Source organism: Paludibacterium sp., assembly GCF_019232825.1.
Classification (GTDB): domain Bacteria; phylum Pseudomonadota; class Gammaproteobacteria; order Burkholderiales; family Chromobacteriaceae; genus Paludibacterium.
Window position 1 is genome coordinate 62,969 of sequence record NZ_JAFAND010000058.1, and the last position, 12,675, is coordinate 75,643.

General features: G+C 61.4%; 14 protein-coding genes. 4 read left to right on the top strand and 10 right to left on the bottom strand.

The features are described 5' to 3' along the window. Positions 1–12 precede the first annotated feature (12 nt). From flgJ to flgB, 9 genes are all read right to left on the bottom strand, one after another. Positions 13–981: a flagellar assembly peptidoglycan hydrolase FlgJ gene (flgJ, locus tag JOZ06_RS07480; RefSeq protein WP_293230766.1), complete on the bottom strand. Its 969-nt coding sequence runs from the start codon at positions 979–981 to the stop codon at positions 13–15. A gap of 85 nt (positions 982–1,066) precedes the next feature. Then, entirely contained in the window at positions 1,067–2,161 is a 1,095-nt protein-coding gene (locus tag JOZ06_RS07485) for a flagellar basal body P-ring protein FlgI (RefSeq protein WP_293230769.1), read from the bottom strand. A 13-nt stretch (positions 2,162–2,174) separates the two neighbouring features. Beyond that, positions 2,175–2,831, bottom strand: coding sequence for a flagellar basal body L-ring protein FlgH (locus tag JOZ06_RS07490; RefSeq protein WP_293230772.1), 657 nt, complete (start codon positions 2,829–2,831; stop codon positions 2,175–2,177). A 26-nt stretch (positions 2,832–2,857) separates the two neighbouring features. Then, positions 2,858–3,640, bottom strand: coding sequence for a flagellar basal-body rod protein FlgG (gene flgG / locus JOZ06_RS07495; protein WP_293230774.1), 783 nt, complete (start codon positions 3,638–3,640; stop codon positions 2,858–2,860). Positions 3,641–3,670: 30 nt separating this feature from the next. After that, positions 3,671–4,411, bottom strand: a complete 741-nt coding sequence (locus JOZ06_RS07500) for a flagellar basal body rod protein FlgF (RefSeq protein ID WP_293230777.1) — start codon at positions 4,409–4,411, stop codon at positions 3,671–3,673. Between the two features lie 25 nt (positions 4,412–4,436). Further along, positions 4,437–5,693 carry a flagellar hook protein FlgE gene (gene flgE, locus JOZ06_RS07505; RefSeq protein WP_293230780.1) on the bottom strand — a complete coding sequence of 419 codons (1,257 nt, stop codon included), beginning with the start codon at positions 5,691–5,693 and terminating at the stop codon, positions 4,437–4,439. 33 nt (positions 5,694–5,726) lie between these two features. After that, complete coding sequence (locus JOZ06_RS07510) at positions 5,727–6,464, bottom strand: FlgD immunoglobulin-like domain containing protein (protein WP_293230783.1); 738 nt, start codon at positions 6,462–6,464, stop codon at positions 5,727–5,729. 26 nt (positions 6,465–6,490) lie between these two features. Next, positions 6,491–6,901: a flagellar basal body rod protein FlgC gene (gene flgC, locus JOZ06_RS07515; protein WP_293230786.1), complete on the bottom strand. Its 411-nt coding sequence runs from the start codon at positions 6,899–6,901 to the stop codon at positions 6,491–6,493. A 5-nt stretch (positions 6,902–6,906) separates the two neighbouring features. Next, complete coding sequence (gene flgB, locus JOZ06_RS07520; protein ID WP_293230789.1) at positions 6,907–7,320, bottom strand: flagellar basal body rod protein FlgB; 414 nt, start codon at positions 7,318–7,320, stop codon at positions 6,907–6,909. A 288-nt stretch (positions 7,321–7,608) separates the two neighbouring features. On the opposite strand from flgB, the gene JOZ06_RS07525 reads away from it, so the two are divergent. The 4 genes from JOZ06_RS07525 to JOZ06_RS07540 all read left to right on the top strand — a co-directional run bounded on the left by JOZ06_RS07525 (position 7,609) and on the right by JOZ06_RS07540 (position 12,083). Further along, on the top strand, positions 7,609–9,522 hold the full coding sequence (locus JOZ06_RS07525) for a KUP/HAK/KT family potassium transporter (protein WP_293230792.1): 1,914 nt from the start codon (positions 7,609–7,611) through the stop codon (positions 9,520–9,522). 11 nt (positions 9,523–9,533) lie between these two features. Next, on the top strand, positions 9,534–10,439 hold the full coding sequence (locus JOZ06_RS07530; RefSeq protein ID WP_293230795.1) for a LysR family transcriptional regulator: 906 nt from the start codon (positions 9,534–9,536) through the stop codon (positions 10,437–10,439). A 98-nt stretch (positions 10,440–10,537) separates the two neighbouring features. Then, the gene (locus JOZ06_RS07535; protein WP_293230797.1) at positions 10,538–10,792 is read left to right on the top strand and encodes a helix-turn-helix transcriptional regulator; all 255 of its coding nucleotides are present in this window, start codon (positions 10,538–10,540) and stop codon (positions 10,790–10,792) included. Further along, positions 10,785–12,083 carry a HipA domain-containing protein gene (locus JOZ06_RS07540; RefSeq protein ID WP_293230800.1) on the top strand — a complete coding sequence of 433 codons (1,299 nt, stop codon included), beginning with the start codon at positions 10,785–10,787 and terminating at the stop codon, positions 12,081–12,083. Before JOZ06_RS07535 ends, JOZ06_RS07540 begins: the two co-directional genes overlap by 8 nt. A 95-nt stretch (positions 12,084–12,178) precedes the next feature. Here JOZ06_RS07540 and JOZ06_RS07545 read toward each other — a convergent pair whose 3' ends face one another. Further along, complete coding sequence (locus JOZ06_RS07545) at positions 12,179–12,436, bottom strand: hypothetical protein (RefSeq protein ID WP_293230803.1); 258 nt, start codon at positions 12,434–12,436, stop codon at positions 12,179–12,181. Positions 12,437–12,675 lie beyond the last annotated feature (239 nt).

The following is a 12,675-nucleotide window of genomic DNA, read 5'->3' on the forward strand; positions in this document are numbered from 1 at the left end:
CTCGCAGCCAACCTACGCCATGTACTGCGCCAACGACGACATCACATCCACCAACTTGTGCGCATAGCGCGGATCGGTGGCGTAACCGCCGTCCTGCAACCCCTGGGCATAGCCCTGAATATTGCGCCCTTGGTTGAGCACGTTGCGGTAGCGCGGCGAGGCGGAGAGCACGTTGGCGTAATCGGCAAATGCCTCCTGGTACGATCCGTAGGCACGGAACGAATCCACCTTCTTCTGCGCCACGCCGTTTACATATTCTGTCGTCACAATATTGGTCGTCGCGCCGCGCCAATCGCTGCCGGCCTTGATGCCGAACAGATTGTGACTATCGCTGCCGTTGGCATTGCGGATCGCCCGCTTGCCCCAACCGCTCTCCAGCGCCGCGTGCGCCACCAACAGCTCGGGCGCCACGCCCAGTTTGGCCGCCGCCTGCGTCGCCTGCGGCAGCAGCGCGCGGGCGAAACCGCTCGCGCCGGCGGCCGTCGGGCTGGCATTGTCGACCGAGCCGCTCGCCGCGGCGGGCGCCGGCGCCTGAGCTTGAGCCTGTGCTTGAGCATGCGCTTGCGCCAACGCCGCCTGATAGGCCTTGAGCGCCCGGTTCGACAGCGGCAAGCTGCCGACGACGTCCGACGAGGGTGCTGTCCCCTGCCCGCCGTCATCCACATGCGCCAGACGGCCGATCTGCTGTTCCAGCACCTGGGTCAGGCCCAGGCCGCGCCCAGAAGTCATCGACTGCACCATCTGCTCGTCGAGCAAACCCCGATAGGTCTGCATTTCGCTGCTCTGGTCGTCGTCGCTGTAATGCGTTTCGCGCATGGTCTTGAGCAGATTATTGAGGAACATCGCTTCGAACTGCTGCGCCACCTCGTGCACGGCCGCTTTCGGGTCCGTGTTGATCTTGGCCGAGATGTTGGCCATCGCCTGCGGGTCCGCCGCGAGCGACTGCGTCATCGAGTTGTCAGGTAAGTTCGAAATGCCCATGCATCCTCCCGCCCGCTATCTAGCAAGTTACATGCCAGAATAAACAAATGGCCCGTAACGGGCCACTTGCCATATGACAGGTTCGTCAAATGATCTGTAGGTCCGCCTTGAGCGAGCCGGCGGCCTTCATCGCCTGCAGGATGGAAATCAGATCCTGCGGCGTGGCGCCCAGCGCGTTCAACGCATTCACCACCTGGCTAAGATTGGCGCTGCCCGGCACGTTGAACACCTTGCCGTTGTCGGTCTTGACGCTGATATTGGCCTGATTGGTCACGGTGGTGCGTCCATTGGCCAACGGGTTGGGCTGGCTAACCTGCGGGGTGTTGCTGACGGTCACCGACAGGTTGCCATGCGACACCGCGCACGGCGCGAGCCGCACGCCCTGATTCATGACGATCGAGCCGGTGCGCGCATTGATGATCACCAACGGGGAAACTTCTGCCGGGTCGACGGCAAGATTTTCCATCCGCGCCAAGAATTGAACCCGGTCATTGGTATCGAACGGCGCGCGCACTTGGATGGTCCGGCCATCCAGCGCGCGGGCGGTTTCCGGACCGAAGCCGCGGTTGATCGCCTGCACCACGCGTTCGGCGGTAGTGAAATCGTCGTTGACGAGCTCAAGCCGGATAAAATCGCCGGTGCCGAGCTGCGACGGAATCTCGCGCTCGACCGTGGCGCCATCGGGAATGCGGCCGGAGCTTAGCTGGTTGATCTGAGCGCTGCTGCCGCCGGACGACGCGCCCGCGCCGCCGATGACCACGTTGCCTTGCGCCATCGCATAAATTTGGCCGTCGGCGCCCTTCAACGGCGCCATGATCAGCGTGCCGCCGCGCAAACTCTTCGAGTCGCCGATGGACGAAACCGTCACGTCGAGCTGCTGGCCGGCGCGCGCGAACGGCGGCAGCGAAGCGGTCACGATCACCGCGGCGGCGTTCTTCGTGTCGATCTTGGTGCCGGCGGGGATATTCACGCCAAGCTGGGTGAGCATATTGGTCAGCGACTGCCCCATGAACGGCGAGGAGGTGTTCTTGTCGCCGGTGCCGTCCAAACCGACCACCAGACCGTAGCCGGTCAATTGGTTAGGACGCACGCCGGCGATATTCGCCAGATCCTTCAGCCGGTCCGCCAGCGCCGGGGCCGCCAGCAAACCGCACAACAGGAGACAAAGCCATTTTTTCATGATCGGTCTCCCATCAGAATGGCAGAATGGACAGGAAAATCTTGGTCAGCCAGCCCGGGTCGTTGTACAGACGGTTGGTGCCCTTGGTCTCCTGCTCGATACGCGCATCGGCCACCTTGAGCGACGACACCGAACGGGTGGAGTCGATGTCGCGCGGGTTGACCACGCCGGACAACCGGATCGACTCGACGTCGCCATTGATGCGCACCTGCTTCTCGCCGCTGACGACCAGATTGCCGTTGGCCAGCACGTCGATCACCGTGACCGAAATGGAGCTCACGAACGATGTGGCCAGCTGATTGCTGCCCTTGCCGTTTTGCGTCGCCGCGGCCGACGTGCTCAAACTATTGGGAACAAAGGGAATGTTGACCCCGGCGCCGAGCGTCTCGTTCAGACTCGATGCACGGCTTTCGGTCACCTGTTCGGTGGCCGAGGTGGTGGACTGCTCCTGAATCGTCACGGTCAGCGTATCGCCCACGAGGCCAGGGCGGCTGTCCTCCACCAACGGGCGGTAGCTGCTGGTCTGGAAAATCGAACCGTTATTGGCCTGCAGCTGCGGCTGCGGCTGCGGCCGGGCGGACATCGGACCCTGCACCAGCGGCGGGTCCTGCATGGCGCAGCCGGCAAAGAACACCGGCAGAACCAATGTCCACAAACGATGGATTTTCATCACCCCTCCCTTAGGGCCTCACGGCGTTACATCTGCGTCAGACGCTGCAGCATGTCGTCGGCCGTGGTAATCGCCTTGGAGTTCATTTCAAACGACCGCTGCGCGGTAATCATGTCGACCAGCTCTTGCGTCACGTTGACGTTGGAGCTTTCCAGGAAGCTCTGCTTGATCTGGCCGCGGTCATCGGTGCCCGGATTGCCGGTTTGCGGCGCGCCCGACGCGGCGGTCTCCGAGTACAGGTTCTCGCCCAGGCTCTGCAAGCCTTGCGGGTTGATGAACGTGCTGGTCTGGATCTGGCCGGCTGTCTGCGGCGTGGTGCTGCCGTTGACGTAATATTGTACCACCCCGGCCGTCGACACCGTCATGCTGGTCGCGGTGGCCGGGATATTGATGTTCGGATTGAGCTGATAACCTTGCGGCGTCACCATATTGCCGTTGTTGTCGCGGCGGAACTCGCCGTTGCGGGTATAGGCGGTGGTGCCGTCCGGCATGGTGATGTCGAAGAAACCGTCGCCGGAAATCGCCAGGCTGTACGAGCTCGTCGAGCTGACCAGCGTGCCCTGCGTATGATCGCGCGACGTGGACACCGCGGCGGCGCCGGTGCCGACCAACAGGCCGGTCGGCGTGTTGGAGCCGTTCGGCAGTTGCGCGCCCGGCTGGCGCAGCGTCTGGTAGTACAAATCCTCGAACTCGGCCACCGAACGCTTGAAACCCACGGTGTTGACGTTGGCCAGGTTGTTGGAAATCACGTCCAGCTTGAACTGGCTGGCATCCATGCCGGTTTTGGCGATATACAGCGAACGCATCATGGCGTCGGTTCCTTTAGATTTTTATCCGGTTCAGCTCATCGAGAGCAACTGCGTCGCCTGCTGATCATTTTGCTCGGCGGTCGTCATCAGCTTGACGTTCATTTCGAACATGCGTCCGTGCGAGATCATCTGCACCATGCTATCGACCACGTTGACGTTGCTGGCCTCCTGCGCGCCCACCACCAGCTTGACGTTCTGGTCGGGCTGCGCCGTGCCGCCGCCGTTCATGCGGAACAAGCCGTCCTCGCTCTTGTACACCGCACGATCGCCCGGGTTGACGAGCTTGATCTGGCCGATCGTCTGCACCGTCGGATTGGCCTGACCCAGCGGAATGGCCACCACGGTGCCGTCGGTCATCACCTGGATCTGGTTGCCTTCCGGCGCCACGATCGGGCCGGCGGTGCCCAGGATCGGCAGGCCGCTGCGGGTGCGCAGCATGCCGGTGCTGTCGGCGACGTAGCCGCCGGCTCGGGTATAGGCCTCGGTGCCGTCCGGCGCTTGCACGGCGAAGAAGCCCGGCGTGCCCAGCGCGAAGTCGTTTTGGTTGCCGGTCTGCTGCAAGGTGCCCTGAGTCATGTCGGTGCCGACGGTGTTGTCGACCACGTAGGTCCGCGTCGGCGCGCCGTCGCCGATCACCGGCAACGCGCGAAACGACACCTGTTCGGCTTTGAAGCCGTTGGTGTTGACGTTGGCGAGGTTGTTGGCGGTGGTGGCTTGTTGCCACTCGACATGCTTGGCGCCATTCATCGCCAAAAACAGCATCCGGTCCATGTATCAGGGCTCCCCTATCTCAGCCTTACAGGTTCACCAAGGTCTGCTGGATCGTGTCCTCAGCCTTGATGGTCTGGGCGTTGGCCTGGTAATAGCGCTGTGCCGTGATCAGATTGACGAGTTCGGTCGTCAAGTCGACGTTCGACGCTTCCAACGCCGAATCGCGCAGCGTGCCGGCGGTGCCGGACCCCGGCGCGTTGACCTGCGCCGGTCCCGAGCCAAAGGTTTGGGTCCAGCGGTTGTTGCCCACCGGCTGCAGGCCTTGCTGGTTGGTGAAGTTCGCCAGCGCGATCTGACCGATGGTCTTGGTCTGCTGGTTGGTGTAGGTCGCCTGCACGACGCCGGTGCTGTCGATGCTGATCGACGCCACGGTGCCGGCGGCGTAGCCGTCGTTGGTCAGCGAGTTGGTGCCCGAATTCTGGCCGTACTGCGTCGAGTTGGAGAAATTGAGCGAGAACGTCTCCGGCGCGGTGGCGCCGGTGGTCGGGCTGAAGCTGATCGACCACGGCTGCGCGGCGGTGTTGTTCAAGGCGCCGGCGGTGGTGAACGTCAACGGCGCCGACGCGCCGGCCGCGCCGCCGTTCGGCGTGACGCTGGCCGCGGTGCCGTCGACGTACGGATAGGTGGTCCAGGTATTGGCGGCGGTCTTGACGTAATACAGCGTCAGATTGTGCGAGTTGCCGAGCGAATCGTAGACCGAGGTCGAATTCGACCAGCTGTAGGATGCCGGCGTGGTCGGACTGAACGGCGTGGTGGTCGGCACCGTGTCGCGCGAGTCGAGATTGACGCCCATGGCGATCTTGGTCGTCGCGTTCGGCGCGATCAACGAGGTCTGCAGCTGCAAGTCGCCCAACGCCCCCTGGGTCACCACGCCATTGACCGCCGGCCAGCCTTCGAGGCGGTCGCCGTTATTGACGATATAGCCCTGGTTATCCACCTGGAATTCGCCGTTGCGGGTGTACTCATACGTGCCCGTCTGGGTGCCGCCGGTCGAGGCGCCGGTCTTGACGATGAAAAACCCGTTGTTGTTGATGGCGATATCCAAGTTGTTATTGGTGGTGGTGATATTGCCCTGGGTCATCTGCTGCGCCACGTCCAGCGTCTGCACGCCGATACCGGCCTGAGTGGCGGACACGCCGTAGAAGCTGTTGGCGTACATATCGCCGAATTCGGCGCGCGAATCCTTGAAGCCGACGGTATTGGCGTTGGCAATGTTGTTGCCGATCACGTCCAGCTGCTTGGAGGCGGCATTCAAACCGCTCAGACCTTGTTGAAAGCCCATGTTGTTGCTCCGATCTCTATACCGTCATCTCAATCAGGAAATCTGCGACACGGCGGACATTTGCACCGTGCTGCCGTCCGACAGCACCAGCTGCGGCGCGCCGGAGGAGGTGAAGCTCACCGCGGCGATGGTTTTGTAGTTGTAATCGGTGGCGGTCACGCTTTGCGACGTGCCGTTGCTGCCTGGATTGGTCGCGGCGGCGGTGAACGTGTAGTTGCCGGCCGGCAGCACGTTGCCGCTGCTGTCCTTGCCGTCCCAGGCGAAGCTATTCATGCCGGCGGTGGCGTCGCTCAGCGACAGGGTGCGCACCGTATTGCCCTTACTGTCCTGAATCGACACGGTGACCTGCTGCGCGGCGCTGGCGAGCGACACGGCGCCCATGGTCTTGTTGCCGCTCGTGTTCGCATCCCAGCCAAGGGTACTGCCGGCGACCAGCGCGGCGTGCCCCACGGTCGAGGCGGCGATCAGCGACTGCGACGACAACTGAGACTGCAGCAGCGACTGCATGGTCGAGTTGAGGTTCTGCATGCCGCTGACCTGGCTGATCTCCGCCATCTGGCTGGTGATCTGGCTGTTTTGCATCGGATTGGACGGATCCTGCGACTGCAGCTGCGTCGTCAACAGCGTCAAAAACTCGTTCTGAATCGACTGCGCGGTGTTGGTGCCGGTCGAGCTGCTGCTCGACGTGCTCGACGCGTTGCTGTTGGTGCCATTCAGAATGGCGTACGGATTGGAATTGTTGTTTTGATTATTGGTAGAAGGAACGGACATGATGTTTTCCTTTCAGCGTCTCAGCATCAAGAGCCCAGTTGCAGCGTCTTCTGCATCAGGGTTTTGGCGGTGTTCATCACTTCAACGTTGGTCTGATAAGAGCGCGAAGCCGAAATCATGTCGGCCATCTCTTCCACCGGATTGACGTTGGGCATATTGACGTAGCCGCGGGCATCCGCCAGCGGATTGGCCGGGTCGTATTTCAAGATCGGCGGGCTCTGATCCTCGACCACCGAGGTCACGCGCACGCCAGCCACCTGCGGCTGATCGGCGGAAACCGGGATGGCGGTGAAAACCACGTGCCGGCCGCGATAAGGCTGGCCGGTCGAGCTCGTGGCGCTTTCGGCGTTGGCGATGTTGCTCGCCACCACCGACAGGCGCATTGACTGCGCCGTCAGCGCCGAGCCGGAAATGGCGAACACATTGGTCAGAGACATGGCGATCAATCCTTCAGGGCCGTGTTCAACAATGAAATACGGTTATTCAGAAAAGTCAGCGTCGACTGGTATTGCAAAGCGTTGTCCATAAACTGGCCGCGCTCCACATCCATGTCGACGGTGTTGCCGTCGACGCTTGGCTGTACCGCGTTGCGATATTGCAGCGGCACATTGCTGCTGCCATCGCCCGGGTTGGTGCTGAAATGCCGCGGATCGGTGGCCACGAGCGCCAACGCCTTGCCGCTGCCGCCATTGCCGTTCATCTGCGCCTTCATGGCCGAGGCAAAATCGAAATCGACCGCCTTGTAATAAGGCGTCTCGGCGTTGGCCATGTTGCCGGCCAGCACCTCGGTGCGATAAGCGCGCAGATTCAGCGCGCGCTGATCGAACTTGAAGTCGTTGTCGAGTTTGTCGAGCATGATCCCTCCTGAGTCCCCAACAATAAGCACATACCATGCCAGAATAAAAACAACCAGCAACATACTGTTTTCGCGCAAAAAAACCGGCCATTCCGCTTATTGGAAGGCAAAACGGCAAAGCGGGCGGCAAGTTTTGCCGCCCGCTTTGCCTCCTCACCGCCCCCTGCGCGCCGGAAAAACCGGCCGAATAGATACCCAAATAGAATGGAACGACGTTATTATCCAAACAGAACAGAAACATAACGACCGCCCGCTCACGTGGCGGCACATGAAGGGGGACGCTCGCACGTGCCATCGCATCGCAAACTCGCCTTCTCGACGCTTGGCGCCATCGGCATCGTTTATGGCGACATCGGTACCTCGCCGCTGTACGCGCTCAACCAAATCTTCCACGGTCCCGCGCGACTGACGCCGGACCCCGCCACGGTATTAGGCGGCATCTCGCTCGTCATCTGGTCGTTGATCATCATCGTCGCGGTCAAATACGCCTTATTGGTGCTGCGCGCCGACAACGACGGCGAGGGTGGTTTGTTCGCGCTCTATGCCCTCTTGTCCGGCGAAACGCGCAAACACCATGGCCACACCCTGTTGTTTGCGCTGATCATGGGTGCGGGACTGCTGTTCGGCGACGGCATCATTACCCCCGCCATCAGCGTGCTCTCCGCGGTCGAGGGGCTCTCCGTCGCCACCCCGGACACCACGCCGTTCATCTTGCCGATTACGGTCTTGCTGCTGACGGTGCTGTTTGCCCTGCAAGCGCGTGGCACCAGCAGCGTCGGCAAAATTTTCAGCCCGGTGCTGGTGGTCTGGTTTCTGGCCATCGCCTTTTTCGGCCTGCGCCAGATACTGGCCGCGCCGCAAGTGCTGCAAGCGTTCAACCCCGTCTGGGCGGCACGGTTCCTGATCGAGGGCAATCTATACGGCGACCTGCTGACGCTCGGCGCCGTCATGCTGTGCGTCACCGGCGGCGAGGCGATGTACGCCGACCTGGGGCACTTCGGCGCGCGGCCGATCCGGCTTGGCTGGTTCTTGCTGGTGTTCCCATCGCTCGTGTGCAACTACCTGGGTCAGGGCGCATTCCAGCTGACGCATCCCGTCATCGCCGGCAACAACCTGTTCTACGGCATGGTGCCGCGCGCGGCGCTTTACCCGATGGTGATCCTGGCCACGCTGGCCACCATCATCGCTTCGCAGTCGCTGATTTCCGGCGCGTTCTCGCTCATGACCCAAGCGGTACGGCTTGGCCTGTTCCCGCGTCTGCGCATCGTGCACACCCACGCTGAACACGGGGGACAGATCTACATTGGCTTCATCAATTGGTCGCTCTATCTGGGTTGCATCATCCTGGCCGTGACCTTCGGATCGAGCAGCCGTCTTGCCGCCGCCTATGGCCTGGCGGTTTCCGGCGTCATGGTCATCACGTCGCTCGCCATGTACCCGGTGGCGCGCGAACGCTGGCACTGGTCGACACGCCGCGCCGCGCTGGTTTGGTGGCCGCTGACCGCGCTGAACGGCAGCTTTCTGGCGGCAAGCTCGCTCAAGTTTCTCGAAGGAGGCTATGTGCCGGTCGGCATCGGCCTCGTGGTCTTCGCAGTCATGGTCACTTGGCGCTGGGGACGCCAAGCCACCTCGGCCGCTTATTCGCGCAAACACACGATGGACATCGCCGAATTGGTCGGGCTGCACCGGCAAAGCAGCCATTTTCTCGACCGCAACGCCATCTTGATGATCCCGCGCGCGCCGCACAAAGCGCACGATCACACGCCGGCGCTGCTGCAACTGCTCTGGGACCGCTACGGCGTGCTGCCGCGCAATCTGATTTTCGTGACCGTCAGCCACCCCAAGGTGCCCTACGTGCACGCCAACCGCTACAAGATCACCGTGTTCGAGCAGACGCCGGGGCGCGGCAGCATCCTGAGCGTGGACGTCAGCTTCGGCTTCATGGAGGAACCCAACGTGGAGAGCCTGCTGGAGGAAATGGCGCAGCAGGAACAGATCGCGCTGCCGACCGACCGCCGGCGCTGGATCGTGCACGTGGCGCACGAAAATCTGCTGCCCTCGCGCACCATGAACAGCCTGCGCCGGTTGCGCCTGCGGCTGTTCCAGTTCTTGCGCACCGTCTCGCAGCCGACTTATTACTACTACGGCATGGGGGTCTACGTGCAGTTGTCGGCCGAAATCATGCCGGTACACCTACGTTAGGCTGCCCCCCCATGGCGCTTTCCCTGAAAAACATCCGTTACTTCATCGCCGTGGCCGAAGCCGAGTCGATCACCGGCGCCGCGCACGAGCTCAACGTATCGCAATCGGTGCTGACCGAGGCCATCAAGGCGCTGGAAACCGACCTGGCGGCCACGCTGTTTCAGCGCCACGCGCGCGGCATGGTGCTGACCCACGCCGGCCATCAATTTCTCAGCCACGCCCATCAAATCCTCGGCAGCGTGCGCAATGCCCAGCAGGCGCTGTCGGCCCGGCCGGACACCATGACCGGCGAACTCAACATCGGCGTCACGAGCCTGGTGACCGGTTATTTTCTGCCCTATCTGCTCGGCCGCTACCGCCGCACCTTTCCCAAGGTCGACATCAAGGTGATCGAGGACCAGCGCGACTATATCGAGCACTTGCTGGTCAACGGCGAACTCGATGCCGCGGTGCTGATCGTCTCCAACCTGCAAAACCGCCAGGCGCTCGAAGCCGAGGCGCTGATGGCCTCGCCCTATCGCCTGTGGTTGCCGACCAACCACCCGCTGTTGGAGCTCGGCACCATCTCGATCGACGAAATGGCCAACGAACCGCTGGTCATGCTGCGGCTGGACGAATTGGAAGACAGCATTACCTCTTCCTGGCGCCAGGCCGGTCACCGCCCGAACGTGGTGTTGCGCACCGAATCGGTCGAGGGCGCGCGTAGCCTCGTGGCCAGCGGCGAGGGGCTGGCCATCCTTCCCGACCTGCTCTACCGTCCTTGGTCGCTGGACGGCGACCGGCTGGAGGTGCGCAGCCTGCAGGAAACCATGCCCTCGCTGCAGGTCGGCATTGCCTGGCGGCGCGGCTCCACCCTGTCCGACGCCACGCGCAATTTTCTGCTGCTCGCCCGCGAGCATAGCCGCGGCCGCGGGTAGGCCCTCGCCTGTTGCAGCACCATCGGCGCGCACGTTGACTGTTCGCCAAAACGAACATATGCTGATATTTCATCACAAATGTCTGTTTAGGCGAACATATGAGCTTTGCTATCATGACGGCGACCGAGCTTGGGCTAGCAGTCAGAAAGACACGTCAGTCGCTGGGGAAATCACAAAGTTGGCTGGCTGAGCAAATCGGATGTCGGCGGCAAACGATTGGCGATCTTGAGGCGGGTCGGAACGTTGAAATCTACACACTGTTGAGCATTCTCTCTGCGCTGGGGAAAGGGCTGCAGATCGTGGACATCCTCCCTGACCTCGACAACTTGGAGGCACTGTTCTCTCATGAGTAGAAACAGGATCAAGCGGCTTAACGTCTTGACACCTCAGGGCTTCTCTGGCGAGTTGGCCAAAGAGGCGCGATATGCGTTCAACTATATGACGACCGAACGCGAGCGTGGCGTGTCGCTGATTATGCCCATACGCGCGGAAAGTTATGCCAGCGGCGCGCTGCCCGCGCCTTTTTTACAAAACAGGCCGGAAGGCTTCCTCCTGGAGCGCTTACAACACCGCTTCGCCAAAGAGGGGGGGCTCGACGAGATGGACCTCCTGGCGTATTCAAGCTGTCAGATCGGGCGGCTACGGTTCGAGCAACCCGCGACGCAAAAAACCAGAAAACCGCCACAGATTGGCCGCGCCCAGTTATTGAAAGAGCAAGCGTCCAAAGCGCTTTTTGAATCCCTTGTCGATACCTATCTGCTGGAATCCGGCGTATCTGGTGTACAGCCCAAGGTATTGATTCCAGACCTCGACAAAACTCAGCTCGATAGCCGTATCACGGTCGTCCAGCCCGATCTGATCGTGAAAGCGGCTGGCATCGATTATCCGGGGCTCGCTCAGAATGAGTTTCTCTGCATGACGGCGGCCAAGACGGCGGGTCTGCCCGTGCCTGATTTTTGGTTATCGGATAATGGCCAACTTTTTGTAATGGCGCGATTTGACTTAAGCCAGGATGGCCAATCGCTTGGCTTTGAAGATTTTTGCTCGCTCTTCAACAAAGGCGGCCAGGTTGATGCCAAGTACAGCAGCACCTATGAATCGCTAGCAAAGGGCGTGAGTTATTTCTGCACGGACCTGGCTGGGCGCGTGGACAGTTTGCATCGGCTATTTGAATACCTGGCGCTATCCGTGCTGGTGCGCAATGGGGATGCACACCTGAAAAACTTCGGTTTACTGTACGAGCATCCAGGACATCCGGATGGGGCCAGGCTGTCGCCGCTTTATGACGTGGTCACCACCTCAATGTATGACATGCAGCCCCGTGTGAGCGGCGCGGCGGTTTATGATCGTCAATTGGCCTTGAAACTGAATGGATCTCGTGAATATCCAAGTCGAGCCGAGCTGATTCGGTTTGGCCGCGAACACTGCCATGTTCAGCACCCGGAACAAGTCATCGAGCGATTGAGCGAGGCAGTTGCGGAGACGCTGCGGAAGGAAGCCGAGCGGATAGACGCGGCGATTCTTGCAGCGATGACGAAGGAATGGGGACAGGGGTTGCTTTCATTGCAGCCCCAAGGTTTGTCTGTTCCACGGCACAAGACCGCAGGAAAAGCCAATTCGCTCAATAGCCGGGGCCGTAGGTAGTGCCTGTTAATGCGGGGAGTAGCTTGCGTTCGCGTAGCAACGCACGGTGACACCGCGTTCGGGGAGCGTTCGCTCCCCGCCTCCAGGTTAGGGTGTTAATCGGCGGTCAACACCAAGCATCCCGCCACCTCGCGCAGGCGCGCGGCATTCTTCAGGTATAACCACGACGACTGGGCGTCGACCGGCATCGACGCCCAACTCAGCCGGCTATCGAAAATCAGCCGGCGCACGTCGGGGTTGGGGTGGGTTTGCCGCGGTTCGCACAAGACCGAAATCAGTGTCAGTAACTGCTGCTGACGTAGACGGCGGTTTGTCGGGGTGGAAGGAAGTGCATTAACATCGCAGATAGCCATCTGACTCTCCTGAAAGGTAAAGAGTTGGTTGGTTAGCGGGCTCGGCGGTGCGTCCAACACCCCGGGCCCGCGCCTTTGGCAATGATCCGCCACAAGCCCCAACAGATTAGTCAGCCGGCCGGAAAAGGGCAATTGGGGGAGCTGTGAGGAATTTCTGAAAGTAAAAAAGCGGGTAAGGCGGGAGTAAAAGCAAAACCTTCACGGCGGGAGTAAAAGCGCGTCCCCACTCCCGCTTTTAA

Excerpts from the sequence above, each read along its gene's own strand:
- flgG (WP_293230774.1), bottom strand. The coding sequence starts at position 3,640 with ATGATGCGTTCGCTGTATATCGCCAAAACCGGCATGGATGCCAGCCAG.
- JOZ06_RS07535 (WP_293230797.1), top strand. The coding sequence starts at position 10,538 with ATGAGCTTTGCTATCATGACGGCGACCGAGCTTGGGCTAGCAGTCAGA.
- flgJ (WP_293230766.1), bottom strand. The coding sequence starts at position 981 with ATGGGCATTTCGAACTTACCTGACAACTCGATGACGCAGTCGCTCGCG.
- JOZ06_RS07540 (WP_293230800.1), top strand. The coding sequence starts at position 10,785 with ATGAGTAGAAACAGGATCAAGCGGCTTAACGTCTTGACACCTCAGGGC.
- flgE (WP_293230780.1), bottom strand. The coding sequence starts at position 5,693 with ATGGGCTTTCAACAAGGTCTGAGCGGTTTGAATGCCGCCTCCAAGCAG.
- JOZ06_RS07500 (WP_293230777.1), bottom strand. The coding sequence starts at position 4,411 with ATGGACCGGATGCTGTTTTTGGCGATGAATGGCGCCAAGCATGTCGAG.
- JOZ06_RS07545 (WP_293230803.1), bottom strand. The coding sequence starts at position 12,436 with ATGGCTATCTGCGATGTTAATGCACTTCCTTCCACCCCGACAAACCGC.
- JOZ06_RS07510 (WP_293230783.1), bottom strand. The coding sequence starts at position 6,464 with ATGTCCGTTCCTTCTACCAATAATCAAAACAACAATTCCAATCCGTAC.
- JOZ06_RS07485 (WP_293230769.1), bottom strand. The coding sequence starts at position 2,161 with ATGAAAAAATGGCTTTGTCTCCTGTTGTGCGGTTTGCTGGCGGCCCCG.
- flgC (WP_293230786.1), bottom strand. The coding sequence starts at position 6,901 with ATGTCTCTGACCAATGTGTTCGCCATTTCCGGCTCGGCGCTGACGGCG.
- JOZ06_RS07530 (WP_293230795.1), top strand. The coding sequence starts at position 9,534 with ATGGCGCTTTCCCTGAAAAACATCCGTTACTTCATCGCCGTGGCCGAA.
- JOZ06_RS07490 (WP_293230772.1), bottom strand. The coding sequence starts at position 2,831 with ATGAAAATCCATCGTTTGTGGACATTGGTTCTGCCGGTGTTCTTTGCC.
- flgB (WP_293230789.1), bottom strand. The coding sequence starts at position 7,320 with ATGCTCGACAAACTCGACAACGACTTCAAGTTCGATCAGCGCGCGCTG.